The following is a 17,291-nucleotide window of genomic DNA, read 5'->3' on the forward strand; positions in this document are numbered from 1 at the left end:
GCGGCCCGTGGGCGTGGGGGCCCGTCACATGTCGTCTGTCGCGGTCTCCTCTCCCACACGGGAGAGGGGAGATCGCGTTGGAGGAGCTAACTAAGCGCCGACTTCAGCCGGTCGAGCCCCGTGGCGACATCGCCCTTGATGTGGACCCGCAGGGCCCGGCGGCCGCGATCGGACAGGACGCCGAAATCGCCCCGCGCCTGGGCGGCGATCACGGTGGCGAAGCCGAGGCTGCGGCCGGGGATCGCGAGGTCGGGCGCCTCCGAGGTGATCTGGAGGAAGACGCCGCTGTCGGGCCCGCCCTTGTAGGCTTGGCCGGTCGAGTGCAGGAAGCGCGGCCCGAACTCGGCACAGGTCGCGACGTGCCGGGCCTCGCGCAGGGCCATCCGGGCCTCCTGGAGCGGCTTCAGGTGCTCGGGGTTGCGGGTGACGTAGGCGAGCAGCGCGACGTAGTCGCCCGGGCCCACGCGCCCGATCTGCGCCTTGATCCAGCTCGCCGGGTCGGTGCCGGCCCCGGCCTTGCGCAGGGCGTCGGCATTCGCCGGGTCGGTGTAGAGCGCGAAGGTGTCGTCCTCGGCCACCGGCGTCTCGGCCGGGAGCGCGCCATCCTTCTCGGCGGCCGAGAAGAGCTCGCGGGTCTTGATCTTGCTCGCCTCGACGTCGGGCTGGTCGAACGGGTTGATGCCGAGCACCGCGCCCGCCACCGCCGTCGCGATCTCGAAGCGGAAGAACTCCTGCGGCAGGCTCGCCTTCGACGCGAGGTCGATCCGCACCACCGGGTGGCCGGCCTGCTCCAGCGCCGTCACGGCGGCGTCCTGGCCGGCATCGGTCGCGCCCTCCAGGCGGAGCTGCACGAAGACCCGGTCGTTGCCGTAGGCGGCGGGGGCGGCGAGCGGCTCGTTGTCGATCGGGATGAGGCCCTTGCCCTCCTTGCCGGTCGATTCGGCGATGAGCTGCTCGGCCCAGGCGCCGAACGTGTCGATGCCCTTCGCGGCGATCAGCGTGACCTTGTCGCGGCCGGCTTCCGTCGCCGCCTTGCCCAGTACCAGGCCGAGCTGCACGCCCGGGTTCAGGTCCGGCGGCACGTCGGGGCCGCAGGAGCGCACCATGACGCGGGCGCTCTCCAGGAATGCCTCGACGTCGAGACCCATGGCGGCTGCCGGCACCAGCCCGAAGGCCGAGAGCACCGAGTAGCGCCCGCCGATCTGCTTCACGCCGTAGAAGATGCGCCGGAAGCCGTCGTCCTTGGCGGCCTTCTCCATCGCCGAGCCCGGATCGGTCACGGCGACGAAGTGGCGGCCGGCCTTGTCGTGGCCGACCACGTCGCGCATCCGGCCGAGGAAGTAATCGCGAAACACGTTGGGCTCGAGGGTCGAGCCCGACTTCGAGGCGACGATGAACAGCGTGCGCTCGAGGTTCACCGCGGCCTCGACCGCCCGCACCTCGTCCGGATCGGTCGAATCGAGGATGCGCAGGCGCGGGAAGCCGGGCTGCTGTCCGAAGGTCTCGGCGAGCACCTCCGGGCCGAGGCTGGAGCCGCCCATGCCGAGCACCACCGCGTCGGTGAAGCCCTCCTGCTTCACTTCTCGACCGAAGGCGGCGTAGTCGCCGGCCTTCGCCAGTTCGTCCTCGACGATGGAGAGCCAGCCGAGCCACTGCGCCTCGTCGGCGCCGCTCCACACGCTCGCATCGCGCTGCCACAGCCGGCGCACCAGGCCGTCCTTGCGCCAAGTCTCGATGGCCTTCTTCAGCGGCTCGTCGAGGCTGCCGAGCGCTAAAGCCTGCCGGTCGAGCCCGGTGCCGAGGAATTTCTGTCGCTTGCCGGCGACCGCGCCGAGAAGCTTGTCGGCGGCGTCGACGAAGAGCTGCACGCCCTCCTCGACGAGTTGGCGCGCCACGGCGTCGAGGTCGATGCCGGTCTTCGCGAGATCGGCGAGCACCCGCTCGGCCTCGTCGACACCCTCTTCCAGGCTCGCCCGCACCGTGCCGTGGTCGCGGAACGCGTCCATCGTCGCCGGCGGGATGGTGTTGACGGTGTTGGGCCCGATCAGCTCCTCGACGTAGAGCACGTCGGAATAGGCCTTGCTTTTGACGCCGGTGGAGGCCCAGAGCAGGCGCTGCGGATGCGCGCCCTTGGCGGCGAGCTTGTCCCAGCGGTCGCCGGCGAAGAGACGCTTGTAGCGCCGATAGGCGAGCTTGGCGTTGGCGATCGCGACCTTGCCCTTGAGGCCTTCGAGCGCCGCCTCGTCGCCGCCCGCCTTGACCTTCTCGTCCAGCAGCTTGTCCACCGCCGCGTCGATGCGGCTGATGAAGAAGCTCGCCACGCTGGCGACCCGGGCGACGTCGCCGCCCGCGGCCGCGAATTGCTCCAGGCCCTCGATATAGGCGTTGGCCACCTGCTCGTAGGCGTCCTGGGAGAAGAGCAGCGTGACGTTGATGTTGATGCCGTCCGCCGTGAGGTCGCGGATCGCCGGGATGCCCTCGGGCGTCGCCGGCACCTTCACCATCAGGTTGTCGCGGGCGACCGCCGCGTGGAGGCGGCGCGCCTCGGCCAGCGTCTCGGCGGTGTTCAGCGCCAGGTAGGGCGAGACTTCCAGGCTGACGAAGCCGTCCTGCCCGCCGCTGGCGTCGAAGACCGGGCGCAGCACGTCGGCCGCCGCCTGGATGTCGGCGATGGCGAGCCCCTCGTAGAGGTCGATCACCCGCTGGTCGCCCGCCGCCTTGATGGCGTCGTCGTACTCGTCCGAGTGGCCGATCGCCTTCTCGAAGATCGCCGGGTTGGAGGTGACGCCGCGCAGGCCGTCCTCGTCCACCAGGCGCTTGAGCCCGCCCTCCTGAACGAAGCCCCGGGCCACGAAATCGAGCCAGACGGCCTGGTCCTGTTCGGCGTGCAGTTTCTTGAGCGGGTTCATGCCTGGGTCTCCGCGTGGTTGTCGCAGATGTGGCCCGCACGGGGGCGCTGTCCAGGGGGTAGGATGAGCTAAGCTTGACTGTAGGGCCGAAAAACGATGTGCCGCGTCGCGTCTTAGCGCCGGACGGGCCAGAACGCCGCGACCGCGACCAGCACCCAGCCGAGGATCAGGATCATGCCGCCGCTCGGCGCCGCCATCGGGAAGAGCGGCTGTTGCAGCAACGCCCGCATCGAGAGGTCGCCGGAGAACAGCGCGAGGCCGAGCGCCAGCGCGAAGCCGGCGATCCGCGCCGGGACCGGATGCGCCCGTCCGCTCCCGGCGAGCAGGGCGAGTCCGAGGAGGGCGGGGGCGTGGAAGAGCAGGAACTGCGCCGCCGTGGCGAGGCTCGTCGCCCCGGCGATGTGGGCGGCCGCCGCCGAGAGGCCGACGCCGAGCGCGCCGGCGAGGCCGGCGAGCGCGATCAGCATCCGGTCGGCGAGAGGCATCATGCCTCGCCGCGCTCGGAGAGCAGCCGGGCGATGCTGGCGCGCAGGTCCGTCACGCCGTCGTCGGTGCGGCTCGAGGTCAGGATGATCTCCGGGTAGGCCGCCGGCCGCCGGGCGATCGCCGTCCTCGTCGCGTCGAGCCGGGCCTCGATCTCGTGCTTCTTGAGGGCGTCCGACTTCGTCAGCACGATCTGGTAGGAGACCGCGGCCTTGTCGAGCCCATCCAGCACCTCGGCGTCGATCGGCTTGATGCCGTGGCGCGAGTCGATCAGCAAGTAGACCCGGGCGAGGTTGGCCCGGCCGCGCAGGTAGTCGTGGATCAGCTCGGTCCAGGCCGCGACCTTCGCCTTCTCGACCGCCGCGTAGCCGTAGCCCGGCATGTCGACGAGGACGAGCTTGCCGCCGCCGATGTCGAAGAAGTTGAGCTGCTGGGTGCGCCCCGGCGTGTGCGAGGTGCGCGCCAGCGCGTTGCGGCCGGTGAGCGCGTTGATCAGGCTCGACTTGCCGACGTTGGAGCGGCCCGCGAAGGCGATCTCGTGCCCCCGCATCGGCGGCAGGATCGCGAGCTTGTCGGCGGCGTAGAAGAAGTCGGCCGAGCCGGCAAAGAGCAGCCGCCCCGCTTCGCGCAGGGCGGCCGCCTTCTCGGCCTCCGTTTGAGGCTCGTGCTGCATCAGCTCTTCGCGGCCTTGGGTGCGCGGGAGAACGTCGAGCGCAAGTTGTCCCACAGCTCCACCTTTACCCCGTTGCGCCGCATGATCACGTATTGCTGGATCACCGACAGGGTGTTGTTCCAGGCCCAGTAGATCACCAGGCCGGCCGGGAACGAGCCGAGCATGAATGTGAAGATGATCGGCATGAAGGTGAAGACCTGGGCCTGGACCGGGTCCGGCGGCGCGGGGTTCATCTTCATCTGCACGAACATCGTCACGCCCATGATGAGCGGCCAGATGCCGAGGTGGAGGAAGTCCGGCGGGGTGTAGGGCAGGAGGCCGAACAGGTTGAACAGCGAGGTCGGGTCCGGCGCCGCGAGGTCGCGGATCCAGCCGAAGAACGGCGCGTGCCGCATCTCGATGGTGACGAACAGCACCTTGTAGAGCGAGAAGAAGACCGGGATCTGCACCAGGACCGGCCAGCAGCCGGCGACCGGGTTGATCTTCTCCTTCTTGTACAGCTCCATCATCGCCTGCTGCTGCTTCACCTTGTCGTCGGCGTAGCGCTCGCGGATCGCGGTCATCTCCGGCTGGACGGCCTTCATCTTGGCCATCGAGACGTAGGAGCGGTTGGCGATCGGCAGGAACAGCAGCTTGAGCAGCAGGGTGACGATCAGGATCGAGACGCCGAAGTTGCCGAACAGCCGGTAGAAGAAGTCCAGCGCCTTGAACATCGGCTTGGTGATGAAATAGAACCAGCCCCAGTCGATCAGCAGGTCGAAGCGCTTGATGCTGAGCGACTTCTCGTAGCCGTCGATCGCCCCGACTTCCTTGGCGCCGGCGAACAGGCGCTGCTCCGACGACACGGTGGCGCCGGGGGCGAGCTGCTTGGCCTCGCCGAGGCTGCTCGCCTGGTAGACCTTGGTGGCGCCCTCGTCGCGCTCGGTGAAGGAGCCGGTATAGGGCGTCTTCTGGTCGGGGATCGCGGTGGCGGCCCAGTACTTGTCGGTGATGCCGAGGAAGCCGCCGGTCACGCCGGTCCAGGACAGGCCGCGGGTGCCGGGCGTGCCGAGGGGGTTCTCCTTGCCGAGCTTGTCGTAGGTGTATTCCTGCAGGCCCTTGTCGCCGAGCACGCCGATCATGCCCTCGTGGAGCACGTAGTAGCCCTGCGTGTGCGGCTTGCCCCAGCGCGAGACGAGGCCGTAGGGCAGGAGGCTGACGGCGTTGGCGCCCTTGTTCTCGACCGTGTCGGCGATCGTGAACATGAACTTGTCGTCGACCGAGATGGTGCGGCGGAAGGTGAGGCCGGCACCGTTGTCCCAGGTCAGGACCAGGGGCTTCTCGGGGGTGAGGGCGTCGCCCTCGGCGGTCCACAGCGTGTCGCCGCCCGGCAGCGGACCGGCATTCTGGCCGACCCAGCCGAACTCGGCATAGTACGGGTTGGCCGAGCCGGTCGGCGACAGCAGCTCGATGCGCGGCGACGCGTTGTCGACGGTCTCGTGATAGTTCTTCAGCAGCACGTCGTCGATGCGGCCGCCCTTGAGCGCCACCGAGCCGGCGAGCGCCGGGGTGTCGATGCGGACCCGCGGCGAGCGGGCCAGCGCCTCGGCGCGGCTCGCCGCCAGGGCCGGGCTGCCGTTGGGCGCCCCCGGCAGGGTGCCGGGCAGCGGGCTGGCGGGGCCGCCCTCGCGCGGGCTCGCCGCCGGGCCGTCCTTTGCGGCCTGCGCCTGCTTGGCGGCCTGCTCCTGCCGCTGGCGCTCCACCTGCGGCGCGCTGACGAAGTAGTTCCAGCCGAGGAGCACTGCCAGCGACAGCACCACGGCGATGATCATGTTCGTCTTGTCGTTACCCATGGACCCGCGACGCCTGCCGCCAAAAGAGCGGGGCCGACCGACGGGCCAAAGGCGGCCCGCGCGCATCCGGCCCTCACGACCAACACGACGAGGCGATACCGGCTTGCCGGCACCGCCTCATGAATTCCGTTTCGGGGGCGCGCCCTGCGGCGCGGCGTCGGCCCCGCCCGGGCTCCGCGCCCCGCCGCGACCCCGCCCCCCGCTCCGCGCGGGGCGACCGTGATCCTTCGAGGGATCCCGCGGCGCCTTCGGTTTCGTCACCACGCCGAGGGCCTGGCGGACGTCGTCGACCAGCTGCGCGAAGGACGCCGAGAGAGCGTCGCGCCGGCCGATCAGCACGACGTCGGCGGGCTTGTCCCGCTGCGCCGGGCCGGCCTGCGTCGCCGCGATCTGCGCCGCCACCTTGAGGCGGCGGCGGATGCGGTTGCGCTCGGTGGCGTGGCCCTCGCGCTTCGTCACGGTGAAGCCCACGCGCAGGCCGCCCGGCGGTCCATCGTCCCGCAGGCGGCCCTGCGCCGTCAGGCGCTCGGTATGGAAACGGCGGCCCTTGGCCGCCGCCAGATAGTCCGGGCGCCGGGTGATCCGGCCGACCGGCGGTTCACCGCCGGGCATCGCGGCGCGCTCGGGCACCGCGGGCTGCCCTTACGCCGACAGGCGCTTGCGGCCGCGGGCGCGGCGGGCGGCGATGACCTTGCGGCCGCCGACGGTGGCCATGCGGGCACGGAAGCCGTGGCGGCGCTTGCGCACGAGCTTGGACGGTTGATAGGTTCTCTTCACGGCATGTCTCCGAAGGCCGGGGCCGGCCGCGCTCCTGGCGCTGCCGAGGCCCTCGTGGTCCAGAATGTCTCGACGAAAGCGAACCGCGCCCGAATGGGGCGCGGTCACGTCGCGCCGGTGTATGGCGGAATGGCCCCTGCGAGTCAATCGCGTTAAGGATCCGCCCGGGCATCCGGCGGCGACCGCCGGAGCATGGTTTTTCGTAGGGAGACGCCGATGTTCGACGAGGCCGAGCGCGCAACGCGGCCGCGCAACGTGCACGAGATCGGCCAGGACCTCTCGGCCCTGTCGGTCTCCGACCTCGACGAGCGGATCGAGGCCCTGCGCTGGGAGATCGCCCGGCTCGAGGAGGATCGCCGCCGCAAGCAGGCCTCTCAGGAGGCGGCCCGGGCGGCGTTCAAGTTCTGAGGGTTTTCCCGGTCCCGGAACGGGACGTGTCCGGGCGCGCCCGTTCCGGCGCGGGACGGCAGGGGCGGGGTCGGAGAAGCCCGGCACCGGTCGCGTTCGTCGGCACGCGAGGCCGAGGCACCTATGCCGAGGCACCTATGAAGCGCGGTCCACGCTCCATCGCGACCTGACGACGCTCTCGTCCCAGCGATGCCGCCGCGGATGCAGGCTGGCCGGCGTCTTTCTTATCATGGCCCGCCCGGACTCGCCGGGGGGAGGGGAGGCGCCCGACCTCGAAGGCGTCGGTTCGTCCGGTTCGATCCCTTGCCCTCGCCCCGCCATCCCGTTGCCGCCTCGCCGCTTCCCCGGCGGGCGACCGACAGCGTTAACCATTTTTTAAGCCTTCCGGGCGATAACCAAGGCGGTCCAGCTTTCTGGATGTCGAGTGGTTTTTCTGTCCACTCTGTTTGATGCCTCCCTGTACGACTCTTTCGCCGCCCCATCGGGGCGGCTTTCTTTTTTCCGGCCCAGATTTCTCGAAGGGCTCGGGATCGTCCGTCCCCCGACCGCGTTGACGTTAAGGTTAACTTTTCGTTGACGGCGCGCGGCCCGCCCGATGGCGCTATCGTTGCGCCAGTCAGCCCGAGCGCACCGTGAATGTCCCGTACCGACACGGGACCGGCGTCGCGGTGGCACAGGAGGGATCATGGGCGTGATGGACGTGATGTTTCGGGACGAGCAGCCCACCGTGCGCTTCGGCGAGACGTTCGTGGCCTCCGAGGGCTTCAAGCTGCTGTTTCGCGAGGGCATGACCCTCGTGGAGGAGACCGCGGCCTATCTCGACGGACCCGGCCGCGACGAGTCGCGCCTCCTCGCCCGCCACGCCGCCCTGACCTATGCCAGCGAGAGCATGCGGCTCACCACCCGGCTGATGCAGATCGCCTCCTGGCTGCTGGTCCAGCGCGCGGTGTCCGAGGGCGAGCTGAGCCTGAGCGAGGCGGCCGAGGAGAAGACCCGGGTCCGCCTGACCACCGCCGAGACCAACGAGGCCACCCCGGTCCTCGTCGCCGAGCTGCCGCTGTCACTCCAGGCCCTGATCGGCCAGTCGAAGCGGCTGCACGCCCGCATCCTGCACCTCGACCGGCTGATCTCCGACGATCGCCCGACCCCCGAGCCGCGGGTGAGCCCGGTCTTCGCCCAGCACGACATGCTGCGCGTCGCCTTCGGCTGACGGCGCCCCCCCGGGCGAATCGCATCGCCGGCCTGTCCCCCGGGGCGGGCCGGCGATGCGATTCGCGCTCGGCCGGGGAGGGCGGTCGCCCGCATCCGGTGATGCCGGCGGCGAGCACGCGGGCACGAAAAAAGCCCCGGCCGCGAGGCCGGGGCTTTTTTCGCGCGAAGCAGCGGCCGTGAGGCTTACTTCTTGCCGAACGAGATGCCGGCGAAGCGCGAGTTGAAGCGCGAGAGGCGGCCGCCGCGATCCATGAGCTTCTGCTCGCCGCCGGTCCAGGCCGGGTGCGTGCTCGGATCGATGTCGAGGTTGAGGGTGTCGCCCTCCTTGCCGTAGGTGGAGCGGGTCATGAACGAGCTGCCGTCGGTCAGCACCACCTTGATGAAGTGGTAGTCCGGGTGCTCGGTCGCGGTGCGGGCCACCTTGGGGGTCGCGACCGACTTGCCGGCGGGGATCGCCTGCTTGGCGGCGGGGGCTGCTTGCTTTGCCATGACGAATTCCTAAAGAGTGCGACCCGCGCCGAACGCTCCGCTTCGGGCCGCGGCCATTGATCGCGCGTAATCGGATGAGCGGCGGCCTATACCTCACCTCCGTGCGCCAAACAAGCGCCGGCACCCGGACAGCACGACACCCGCACATGGCACGCCACATGGCACGATCCCCGGCACGATCCCCGGCCCGACCCGAGACCGCCCGTCCCCGCGCTGCCCTGGGGGCTCTCAAGCCCCTCTTCCCGTTCGCGGCGCGCTACAAGGGCCGCATCGCCGCGGCGGTCGTCGCGCTCGTCGCCGCCTCGGGGGCGACCCTGGTGGTGCCGATCGCGGTGCGGCGGGTGGTGGATCTCGGCTTCTCGCACGGCGAGGTCGGGATGATCGACGCCTATTTCGGCGGGCTGATCGGCGTGGTGGCGGTGCTCGCGGTGGCGAGCGCGGCGCGCTACTACTGCGTCGTGACGCTCGGCGAGCGGGTGGTGGCGGACCTGCGCGCCGCGGTGTTCGCGCGGCTGACGACCCTCGATCCCGCCTTCTTCGACAGGGCGCGCAGCGGCGAGCTGGTCTCGCGCCTCACCGCGGATGCCGCGCAGGTGAAGTCGGTCTTCGGCGTCTCGCTCTCGATCCTGCTGCGCAACCTGTTTCTGTTCACCGGCGCCATCGGCATGATGGTGTGGACGAGCCCGCGGCTCTCGGTGCTGGTCCTCGCCGCGATCCCGCTGATCGTTTTCCCGCTGATCCTCTCCGGCCGCGGGGTGCGCCGCCGCTCGCGGGCCGCGCAGGACCGGCTCGCCGACGCCTCGGCCTTCGCCACCGAGGCGGTGGGCGCCGTGCGCACCATGCAGGCCTTCGGCATGGCCGGCGCCACCGCCAAGCGCTTCGCCGCCGCGTCCGAGGACGCGTTCCTGGCCTCCCGCGCCTCCGCGCGGGCGCGAGCGCTGCTCACGGGCGTGGCGATCTTCCTGATCTCGGCCAGCGTCGTCGGCGTGCTGTGGTACGGCGCGCAAGGGGTGGCCGCCGGCACGCTCTCGGCCGGCCAGCTGTCGCAGTTCGTGCTCTACGCGGTGTTCGGCGCCAGCGCGCTCGGCCAGCTCTCGGAGGTGTACGGCGAACTGACCCTCGCGGCCGGGGCCGCCGAGCGCCTCGCCGAGATCCTCGACACCGTGCCGGCGATCGGCGCCCCCGACCGGCCCCGCGCCCTGCCGATCCCGCCGCGCGGCGAGATCGCCTTCGAGCGGGTGCGCTTCCACTACCCGACCCGGCCCGAGATGCCGGCCTTGCACGACCTCAGCTTCGTCGTGGCGCCGGGCGAGCGCGTCGCCCTCGTCGGCCCCTCGGGTGCCGGCAAGAGCACGGTGCTGCAGCTGCTGCTGCGCTTCTACGACCCGGAATCCGGCACCGTGCGGGTGGACGGCGTGCCGGTCGACGCGGCCGAGCCCGAGGCCCTGCGCGCCCGCATGGCCCTGGTGTCGCAGGACCCGACGGTGTTCAGCGGCAGCATCCTCGACAACATCCGGTACGGCCGGCCCGAGGCGAGCGAGGCCGAGGTCGAGAAGGCCGCGGCGCAGGCCCATGCCGACGGCTTCATCCGGGCTCTGCCGGAGGGCTACGCGACCCTGGTCGGCGAGCGCGGCGTCACCCTCTCGGGCGGCCAGCGCCAGCGCATCGCGATCGCCCGGGCGATCCTGAAGGACGCCCCGATCCTGCTCCTCGACGAGGCGACCTCGGCGCTCGACGCCGAGAGCGAGCGGGCGGTGCAGGCCGCGCTCGACGTGCTGATGAAGGACCGCACCACCCTGGTCATCGCCCACCGCCTCGCCACCATCCGGGCGGCCGACCGCATCCTGGTCATGGAGGACGGCCGCATCGCCGAGCAGGGCACCCACGACGCCCTGCTCGCCCGCGGCGGGCTCTACGCGCAACTGGCGTCGCTGCAGTTCGGGGCCGGGATGGACCCGGCGGGAGAGCGGCAGGTCGCGGAGGTGTAGGGGCTTGGTCGAGTGATGGGATCGATGTCGCGAGAGGGGTTCCTGCCCGATTCACGATCTCATCCCGAGATATCGATCGATCGGCGATCGAATGGCCTCGAAAGACGAGTCCGGGGATCGTTTCGGATTCCTGAATATCCTTCGGGATCGGTCGATTTCCAATCGACCGACAACTCAGGACGAGGCAGTTCGCGGAACAAAAAATTCAAACAAAGCCAAGCGAGATCTAAAACAACACCCGCCCCGTTCTGCGGGCTTTTTCTCTCCCGCATCCTCGGGGCGAGTCCGCTCCCGGCCGACCGGCGGGACGCCCGTCACCGCTCCGTCAGCTTCATCTCGATCCGCCGGTTGCGCGCATAGGCCTCCTCGCTCGTCCCGGCCTCGAGGGGCTGGAACTCGCCGAAGGCCCCGGCGAGCAGGCGCTGGGGCGGGATGCCCTTGCCCACGAGGTACTGCACCACCGCGATGGCGCGGGCCGCCGACAGCGCCCAGTTCGAGGGGAACTGCGACGACGCGATCGGCCGCGCGTCGGTATGGCCGTCGACCCGCAGCACCCAGGGGATGTCGGCCGGGATCTGGCGGTTGAGCTCCAGGATCGCGCTGGCGATCCGGTCGATCTCCGGGCCGGCCTCGGGTTTCAGAACCGCCTGTCCGGCGGAGAACAGCACCTCGGATTGCAGCACGAAGCGGTCGCCGACGATGCGGATGTCGGGCCGGTTGCCGAGGATCTGGCGCAGGCGTCCGAAAAAGTCGGAGCGGTAGCGCGCCAGCTCCTGCACCCGCTGGGCGAGCGCCACGTTGAGGCGGCTGCCGAGATCGGCGATGCGGGCTTGGCTCTCGCGGTCGCGGGTCTCGGAGGCCGCGAGCGCGTCCTCGAGCGCGGCGAGCTGCTGGCGCATCGCCGAGATCTGCTGGGTGAGGAGGTCGACCTGGCTCAGCGCCCGGGCGCTGGCGCCTTTCTCGGCATCGAGCTGGCGGCCGAGCTCGGCCGCCTTGCCCTCGGCGCCCTGGCCGCTGGCGAGCAGGCCTTGCAGGCGCGCCCGCTCGGCTTCCGACCCGGACAGGTTCGCCCGCAGGGAGGCGGCGCTCTCCTCCAGGGCCCGCTTGCCCGAGCGCTCCAGCGCCAGGAGGTCGGTGAGCTCCGAGATCTGGCGGTTCAGCCGCTCCAGCACCGTGTCGCGGCCCGACAATTCCTGCGACAGGAAGAACTGGCCGGTGACGAAGATGGTGAGCAGGAAGACGACGGACAGCAGCAGCGTCGTCAGGGCGTCGACGTAGCCGGGCCAGACGTTGAGCGCGCGGTCGCGCCGGACGAGGCGGCCGGCCATCAGGCGGGGTCTCCGGCGCTCACTCGACCTTCTCCCGGGCGAGGCGGTCGAGCACCTGCTTCAGTTCGCGCTCGCGGTTGGCCTGCGCCTCGACCCAGTCGCGGATCATCTGCTGCTCGGCCCGCATGTGCTGGACGAGGCCCTGGATGCCCTCGGCGAGGTTCGCCATCGCCTGCGTGCTCGCCCGGCTGTGGGTGGTACCGTCGCCGACCAGCGTGCCGAGCCGCGTCATCGCGTCGGCGACCTCCTTCAGGGCGGCCTCGCTCCGCGGCTCGCGCGGCGCGGGCTCGGGCGGGCGCGGCCCGGCCTGGGCGAGGGAGGCCGCCGCCGGCACGGTCACGGGGACCGGCACCGGGGCGGGCGCCGGACCGGCGGCGGTGACGAGCCAATCCTCCAGCTCGTTGTAGAACCGGGTATGGGCCTGGCCCGCCTGGAGGTCGAGAAAGCCGATCACCAGGGAGCCGGCGAGGCCGAACAGCGAGGCCGAGAAGGCCAACCCGATCCCCGACAGCGGCACCGCGAGGCCGCTCTTCAATTCATCGAACATCACCGCGGCGTCGCCGCCGCCGGCCCGCATCGAGCGGATCACGCCGCCCACCGCCGACAGGGTGTCGATGAGGCCCCAGAAGGTGCCGAGCAGGCCGAGCAGGATCAGGAGGCCGCCGACGTAGCGCAGGATCTCGCGCCCCTCGTCGAGGCGCGAGGCCACCGTGTCGAGGAGGGGCTGGAACTGCCCCTGCGGGTGGGGCCGGCCACTCTTCGCCTCGCGCAGCGCCGGGGCGAGCGCCGCGAGCACCCGGGGGCTTCCGGCATCGGGCGCGCCCTCCGCGACGCGGTTGGCGAAGCGCACCTCCCGGAAGAGCCGCTGCACCTGCCCGAAGGCCATCACGATGGCGATCAGCGTCGCGCCGACGATCAGGCCGTTGAGACCCGGATTGGCCATGAAGGCCGGCACGATCTGGCGGTACAGCACGAAGGCCAGGAACCCGGCCAGGACCAGGAACACCACCATGCGGACGAGGTAGATCCGCGGCGATGTCAGGGGAGGGGACGCAGCGCTCGCCGCCATCGCGGGCCGTACTCACTGTGGCGGACGGGGCCCGGAGGGGCGCCGCGCCCGGGATGCCGGGTCGCCGCCGCCCTGAAGGATCCCCCGGGGCAACGGTGCCGGCACTGTGCCGGGTGCCGCCGGGACGATCAAGCCGGCGCCGGGCTTGTCCTGCCCCGGCCGCGTCGTCCGAAAGTGCTTAGTCCACCGCGGATTCGCGGGTCCCGGGTGCGGTCAGTCCCAGTGCCGCGGCCAGGTCTCCTCGAGATGCGGCCCGAGGCGCACCGGGCTCACCCGGCGGGCGAGGCCGGTGGCGTCGTCGGTCTCGACCGCGATGCCGCACAAGGTGCCCTCGCCGGTCGCGGCCTCGAGGCGGCTGCCGGGGGTTTTCTGCAGGAAGCGGCGCACCGGCTCGTCCTTCTGCATGCCGAGCACCGAATCGTAGTCGCCGCACATGCCGACGTCGGACATGTAGGCGGTGCCGCCCGGCAGGATGCGGTGGTCAGCGGTGGGAACGTGGGTGTGGGTGCCGACCACCAGGCTCGCCCGGCCGTCGAGGAACCAGCCGAAGGCCTCCTTCTCGCTCGTCGCCTCGGCGTGGACGTCGACGATCACCGCGTCGGCGGCGTCGCGGAGCGGGCAGGCCGACAGCTCGCGCTCGGCCGCCGCGAAGGGATCGTCGAGGGGATCGAGGAAGATCCGCCCCATCACGTTGACGACGAGCACCCGGGCGCCGCTCTGGGTCTCGACCACCGTGGCGCCGCGGCCGGGGGTGCCGGGCGGGTAGTTCGCCGGGCGCACCAGACGCGGCTGGCGGGCGATGAACACCATCGCCTCGCGCTGGTCGAAGGAGTGGTTGCCGAGCGTCACCGCGTCGGCCCCGGCATTGATCAACTCGTCGCAGATGCTCTCGGTGATGCCGAAGCCGCCGGCGGCGTTCTCGCCGTTGATCACCACGCAGTCGAGGCGCCAGCGCTCGCGCAGGGCCGGCAGACGCTCGCTCACCGCCAGCCGGCCGGGCCGGCCGACGATGTCGCCGAGGAAGAGGAGGCGCATGGCGGTGGTCAGTCTCCGGTGGGGTGGATCAGGCCGGTCTCGGTCACGATCCCGTCGAGGGCCCGGTCGTACGGACCGTCGGGCACGACGGGCGTCTCCTGGGCCGCGAAGGCGATGCCGATGGCGAGCGCGCGCTCGCGCGCGTCGAGGCGGGCGAGCGCCCGGTCGTAATAGCCCTTGCCGTAGCCGATGCGGTGGCCCCGCCGGTCGAAGGCGGCGAGCGGCACCAGCAGCGCGCGGGGATCGACCACCGGCGCGTCCGGCCCCGGCTCGCTCAAGCCGAAGCCGCCGGTGCTGAGCGCGTCGTCCTCGGCCGCGAGGCGGAACACCAGGCCGTCGGCCGTCACCTGCGGCAGCGCCACCGCCTGGCCGCGGGCGCGCAGGGCCGCGATCAGCGGCCGCACGTCGACCTCGCTGCGGATCGGCCAGTAGGCCGACACGACCTCGGCGCGGGCGATCTCGGGAAGGGAGAGGACGATCTCGGCGATGCGACGGGAGGCGGCGTCTCGCGCCTCGACCGTCAGCCCGTCCCGCCGTGCCAGCGCCGCCTTGCGCAACGCGGACTTCGAGGGATCGGGGGAAGCGTCGGTCGTCATGCTGGTCCAGCGCGGGGCCACGAGAGCCGTTGGAGAATCGATCCCGGGAAACCTACGAAGTAGGTGGGCGCCGTTATGCCCCGGTCCACGGACCAGGGCAGTGACAGCTCCCGAGGGAGTCGATAAGGCCCCGGGGAATGTGTCTCCTGACGAGAGCCGCAGCCCCGCCGACCTCATGTAGCGCCGCGACGCCCGTTGCGAAAGGGGGCCGTCCGGGGGATTTGGGGGTGGATGCGCGGCGAGGCCTCCCGGGACCGCCGGTCCCGTCGAATGCCCCCTTCACGGATCGGACCAGCCAGGGATCGACCACCATGAGCTTCAAGGCCCTTCTCGCCCCCGTCTTCGTCCAGGTTCTCCTGACCTTCTGCCTGCTGTTCTGGACCGGGCGGGTGCGCTTCGCCGCGGCGCGGGCGGGGGCGGTCCGCGTGCAGGACATCTCGCTCGGCGAGCGGACCTGGCCGGCGCCGGTGCAGCAGGTCTCGAACGCGTTTGCCAACCAGTTCGAGCTGCCGGTGCTGTTCTACGCCGTCGTCGGGCTCGCGCTGGCGACGCGGCAGGGCGACACGCTGTTCGTCGGCCTCGCCTGGCTGTTCGTGCTGACCCGGATCGTGCACGCGGGCATCTACGCCACCAGCAACGTGGTGATCCGGCGCTTCCAGGCCTTCCTCGCCGGGGCGCTCGTGCTGCTGGCGATGTGGTTCGTCTTCGCCGTCGAGATCCTGCTCGCCTGACGGCAAGGTGCCGCTCGCCCGACGGCGAGAGGCAACAGGCCCGACGGACCGCCCCGGGCGCCGGGGACGATGCGCCTCCTCGCCTTCGTGGGGCGGGGAGGCTAAGGGGGCGGTCTCAGTAGCGCGGTGCCCGCGGCGGCGGGTTGCCGTATTCGAGCTGCGTCTTGGCGTCGTAGGGCCGGGGCGGGGGCGGCGTCAGGTCGACGGCCGGCGCCGCCGGGGCGGTGGCGCAGGCGCCGGCCGACAGCGCGATCAACGCGGCCAGACTCACGGCGAGGGCGGACGGAATGGGACGACGGATCATGCGGGCGATACTCCGGCCTTGGGGAACGAACGGCCAAGGTGTCGGGACCGTCCGGGCCGAAAGCTTGGCCGTGTCGGGCCGTTCCCGCGGCATGACCGTGGCGGTTTCGGGATCGGCGGTTTCGCGATGACCCCGGGCGCCCGCCTCTCCGCCGCCATCGAGGTCCTGGCCGACATCGCCGAGCGCCGCCGCCCGGTCGCCGACGCCCTCAAGGATTGGGGCCTCGCCCACCGCTTCGCCGGCTCGGGCGACCGCGCCACCATCGCCACGCTCGTCTACGACGCGCTGCGCCGCCGCGCCTCCGCCGCCTGGATCATGGGCGACGATTCTCCCCGCGCCGTGCTGATCGGCTCGCTGCGGCTCCAGCGCGGGCTCGCCGCCCAGACCATCGCCGAACTGTTCACCGGCGAGCGCTTCGCCCCCGCCCCGCTCACCGAGGCCGAGCGGACCCGGCTCGAGACCGGGACGCTCGGCGACGCCCCCGTCCACGTCGCCGGCGACGTGCCGGAATGGATCGTGCCGTCGCTGGCATCGGCATTCGGCGACGACCTCCTGCCGGAACTGCGGGCGCTCGCCCGCCGGGCTCCCCTCGACATCCGGGTCAACACCCTGAAGGCGAGCCGCGACGCCACCCGGGAGGCGCTGGCCCATCTCAACTCGGAGCCGACGCCCCTGGCACCGGACGGGTTGCGGGTGCCGCTCGGCGAGGACGGCCGCGGCCCGGCCCTCCACGTCGAGCCGGAATTCCTGGACGGCTGGTTCGAGATCCAGGACGAGGGCTCGCAGCTCGCCGCCCGCCTCTCCGGCGCCAAGCCCGGGATGACGGTGGTCGACCTCTGCGCCGGCGGCGGCGGCAAGACCCTGGCGCTCGCCGCCCTGATGGGCAACGAGGGCCGGCTCGTCGCCACCGACGGCGACCCGCGCCGCCTGGCGCCGATCCACGAGCGCCTGCGCCGGGCCGGCGCCAGGGCCGAGGTGCGCACGCCGCGCGGCGGCCAGGGAAAGCGCGATGCAGGCCGGCCCGACGTGATGGCCGACCTCGACGGCAGCGCCGACCTCGTGCTGGTCGACGCGCCATGCACCGGCGCCGGCACCTGGCGGCGCAACCCGGACGCCAAGTGGCGCCTGCGCCCCGGCAGCCTCGCGACCCGCGTCGCCGAGCAGGAGGCGGTGCTCGACCGGGCGGCGCGCCTGGCGCGGCCGGGCGGGCGGATCGTCTACGTCACCTGCTCGCTCCTGCCGCAGGAGAACGACGCGGCGGTGGCGGGGCTGGCGGCGCGGCGCGACGACCTCGCGCTGCGCCCACTCGACCTGCCGGCGTCCATCGCCGAGCGGGTGCGCCGCACCGCCCACGGGATCCAGATGAGCCCGGAGCGGACCGGTACCGACGGCTTCTATGTCGCGCTCCTCGAGCGCGGGCCGGATCGCTCGTGACGGGCCCGGCCGGGGTTTCCCGC

The 17,291-nt window shown here is 71.8% G+C and carries 17 protein-coding genes and 1 other RNA gene; 5 read left to right on the forward strand and 13 right to left on the reverse strand.

What is annotated here, in order from left to right:
• Positions 1–86 precede the first annotated feature (86 nt).
• The 6 genes from BMX97_RS18685 to rpmH form a co-directional block, all read right to left on the reverse strand.
• Positions 87–2,909 (reverse strand): bifunctional transaldolase/phosoglucose isomerase, encoded by a 2,823-nt coding sequence (locus BMX97_RS18685; protein ID WP_091752835.1) that lies wholly within the window; start codon positions 2,907–2,909, stop codon positions 87–89.
• Between the two features lie 113 nt (positions 2,910–3,022).
• The gene (locus tag BMX97_RS18690) at positions 3,023–3,394 is read right to left on the reverse strand and encodes a DUF423 domain-containing protein (RefSeq protein ID WP_091752875.1); all 372 of its coding nucleotides are present in this window, start codon (positions 3,392–3,394) and stop codon (positions 3,023–3,025) included.
• Positions 3,394–4,065: a ribosome biogenesis GTP-binding protein YihA/YsxC gene (yihA, locus tag BMX97_RS18695; RefSeq protein ID WP_091752836.1), complete on the reverse strand. Its 672-nt coding sequence runs from the start codon at positions 4,063–4,065 to the stop codon at positions 3,394–3,396. The genes BMX97_RS18690 and yihA overlap by 1 nt, the downstream gene beginning before the upstream one ends.
• Entirely contained in the window at positions 4,065–5,897 is a 1,833-nt protein-coding gene (yidC, locus tag BMX97_RS18700; RefSeq protein WP_091752837.1) for a membrane protein insertase YidC, read from the reverse strand. The genes yihA and yidC overlap by 1 nt, the downstream gene beginning before the upstream one ends.
• 117 nt (positions 5,898–6,014) lie before the next feature.
• Positions 6,015–6,509: a ribonuclease P protein component gene (locus BMX97_RS18705; RefSeq protein ID WP_091752838.1), complete on the reverse strand. Its 495-nt coding sequence runs from the start codon at positions 6,507–6,509 to the stop codon at positions 6,015–6,017.
• Between the two features lie 30 nt (positions 6,510–6,539).
• Positions 6,540–6,674, reverse strand: coding sequence for a 50S ribosomal protein L34 (gene rpmH / locus BMX97_RS18710; protein WP_010300405.1), 135 nt, complete (start codon positions 6,672–6,674; stop codon positions 6,540–6,542).
• A 216-nt stretch (positions 6,675–6,890) separates the two neighbouring features.
• Here rpmH and BMX97_RS18715 point away from each other — a divergent pair, with 216 nt between their 5' ends.
• Complete coding sequence (locus BMX97_RS18715) at positions 6,891–7,082, forward strand: DUF1192 domain-containing protein (RefSeq protein ID WP_091752839.1); 192 nt, start codon at positions 6,891–6,893, stop codon at positions 7,080–7,082.
• A 685-nt stretch (positions 7,083–7,767) separates the two neighbouring features.
• On the forward strand, positions 7,768–8,292 hold the full coding sequence (locus BMX97_RS18720) for a protease adaptor protein RcdA (RefSeq protein ID WP_091752840.1): 525 nt from the start codon (positions 7,768–7,770) through the stop codon (positions 8,290–8,292).
• 185 nt (positions 8,293–8,477) lie between these two features.
• Here the strand turns inward: BMX97_RS18720 and rpmE are convergent, their stop codons facing one another.
• Positions 8,478–8,714 (reverse strand): 50S ribosomal protein L31, encoded by a 237-nt coding sequence (gene rpmE / locus BMX97_RS18725; RefSeq protein ID WP_048464135.1) that lies wholly within the window; start codon positions 8,712–8,714, stop codon positions 8,478–8,480.
• A 227-nt stretch (positions 8,715–8,941) separates the two neighbouring features.
• On the opposite strand from rpmE, the gene BMX97_RS18730 reads away from it, so the two are divergent.
• Entirely contained in the window at positions 8,942–10,771 is a 1,830-nt protein-coding gene (locus BMX97_RS18730; RefSeq protein WP_091752841.1) for an ABC transporter transmembrane domain-containing protein, read from the forward strand.
• Positions 10,772–11,085: 314 nt separating this feature from the next.
• Here the strand turns inward: BMX97_RS18730 and BMX97_RS18735 are convergent, their stop codons facing one another.
• From BMX97_RS18735 to ssrS, 5 genes are all read right to left on the reverse strand, one after another.
• Positions 11,086–12,099 carry a peptidoglycan -binding protein gene (locus BMX97_RS18735; RefSeq protein WP_091752842.1) on the reverse strand — a complete coding sequence of 338 codons (1,014 nt, stop codon included), beginning with the start codon at positions 12,097–12,099 and terminating at the stop codon, positions 11,086–11,088.
• 19 nt (positions 12,100–12,118) lie between these two features.
• Complete coding sequence (locus tag BMX97_RS18740; RefSeq protein WP_091752843.1) at positions 12,119–13,168, reverse strand: MotA/TolQ/ExbB proton channel family protein; 1,050 nt, start codon at positions 13,166–13,168, stop codon at positions 12,119–12,121.
• Positions 13,169–13,381: 213 nt separating this feature from the next.
• On the reverse strand, positions 13,382–14,203 hold the full coding sequence (locus BMX97_RS18745) for a TIGR00282 family metallophosphoesterase (RefSeq protein WP_091752844.1): 822 nt from the start codon (positions 14,201–14,203) through the stop codon (positions 13,382–13,384).
• A gap of 8 nt (positions 14,204–14,211) precedes the next feature.
• On the reverse strand, positions 14,212–14,799 hold the full coding sequence (locus BMX97_RS18750) for a 5-formyltetrahydrofolate cyclo-ligase (RefSeq protein WP_091752845.1): 588 nt from the start codon (positions 14,797–14,799) through the stop codon (positions 14,212–14,214).
• 10 nt (positions 14,800–14,809) lie between these two features.
• Positions 14,810–14,967, reverse strand: a non-coding RNA gene (ssrS, locus tag BMX97_RS18755) — 6S RNA.
• 143 nt (positions 14,968–15,110) lie between these two features.
• On the opposite strand from ssrS, the gene BMX97_RS18760 reads away from it, so the two are divergent.
• Positions 15,111–15,530, forward strand: a complete 420-nt coding sequence (locus tag BMX97_RS18760; protein WP_091752846.1) for an MAPEG family protein — start codon at positions 15,111–15,113, stop codon at positions 15,528–15,530.
• Positions 15,531–15,645: 115 nt separating this feature from the next.
• Here the strand turns inward: BMX97_RS18760 and BMX97_RS18765 are convergent, their stop codons facing one another.
• Entirely contained in the window at positions 15,646–15,834 is a 189-nt protein-coding gene (locus BMX97_RS18765) for a hypothetical protein (protein WP_048428920.1), read from the reverse strand.
• Between the two features lie 126 nt (positions 15,835–15,960).
• On the opposite strand from BMX97_RS18765, the gene BMX97_RS18770 reads away from it, so the two are divergent.
• Positions 15,961–17,268, forward strand: coding sequence for an RsmB/NOP family class I SAM-dependent RNA methyltransferase (locus BMX97_RS18770; protein WP_091752847.1), 1,308 nt, complete (start codon positions 15,961–15,963; stop codon positions 17,266–17,268).
• Positions 17,269–17,291 lie beyond the last annotated feature (23 nt).

The sequence above is a fragment of the Methylobacterium sp. ap11 genome (assembly GCF_900110515.1).
Classification (GTDB): Bacteria; Pseudomonadota; Alphaproteobacteria; order Rhizobiales; family Beijerinckiaceae; genus Methylobacterium; species Methylobacterium ajmalii.

What these genes read in the sequence shown, in the direction of transcription:
- BMX97_RS18685 (WP_091752835.1), bottom strand. Translation starts at nt 2,909, where the DNA reads ATGAACCCGCTCAAGAAACTGCACGCCGAACAGGACCAGGCCGTCTGG.
- BMX97_RS18690 (WP_091752875.1), bottom strand. Translation starts at nt 3,394, where the DNA reads ATGCCTCTCGCCGACCGGATGCTGATCGCGCTCGCCGGCCTCGCCGGC.
- yihA (WP_091752836.1), bottom strand. Translation starts at nt 4,065, where the DNA reads ATGCAGCACGAGCCTCAAACGGAGGCCGAGAAGGCGGCCGCCCTGCGC.
- yidC (WP_091752837.1), bottom strand. Translation starts at nt 5,897, where the DNA reads ATGGGTAACGACAAGACGAACATGATCATCGCCGTGGTGCTGTCGCTG.
- BMX97_RS18705 (WP_091752838.1), bottom strand. Translation starts at nt 6,509, where the DNA reads ATGCCCGGCGGTGAACCGCCGGTCGGCCGGATCACCCGGCGCCCGGAC.
- BMX97_RS18715 (WP_091752839.1), top strand. Translation starts at nt 6,891, where the DNA reads ATGTTCGACGAGGCCGAGCGCGCAACGCGGCCGCGCAACGTGCACGAG.
- BMX97_RS18720 (WP_091752840.1), top strand. Translation starts at nt 7,768, where the DNA reads ATGGGCGTGATGGACGTGATGTTTCGGGACGAGCAGCCCACCGTGCGC.
- BMX97_RS18730 (WP_091752841.1), top strand. Translation starts at nt 8,942, where the DNA reads ATGGCACGATCCCCGGCACGATCCCCGGCCCGACCCGAGACCGCCCGT.
- BMX97_RS18735 (WP_091752842.1), bottom strand. Translation starts at nt 12,099, where the DNA reads ATGGCCGGCCGCCTCGTCCGGCGCGACCGCGCGCTCAACGTCTGGCCC.
- BMX97_RS18740 (WP_091752843.1), bottom strand. Translation starts at nt 13,168, where the DNA reads ATGGCGGCGAGCGCTGCGTCCCCTCCCCTGACATCGCCGCGGATCTAC.
- BMX97_RS18745 (WP_091752844.1), bottom strand. Translation starts at nt 14,203, where the DNA reads ATGCGCCTCCTCTTCCTCGGCGACATCGTCGGCCGGCCCGGCCGGCTG.
- BMX97_RS18750 (WP_091752845.1), bottom strand. Translation starts at nt 14,799, where the DNA reads ATGACGACCGACGCTTCCCCCGATCCCTCGAAGTCCGCGTTGCGCAAG.
- BMX97_RS18760 (WP_091752846.1), top strand. Translation starts at nt 15,111, where the DNA reads ATGAGCTTCAAGGCCCTTCTCGCCCCCGTCTTCGTCCAGGTTCTCCTG.
- BMX97_RS18765 (WP_048428920.1), bottom strand. Translation starts at nt 15,834, where the DNA reads ATGATCCGTCGTCCCATTCCGTCCGCCCTCGCCGTGAGTCTGGCCGCG.
- BMX97_RS18770 (WP_091752847.1), top strand. Translation starts at nt 15,961, where the DNA reads ATGACCCCGGGCGCCCGCCTCTCCGCCGCCATCGAGGTCCTGGCCGAC.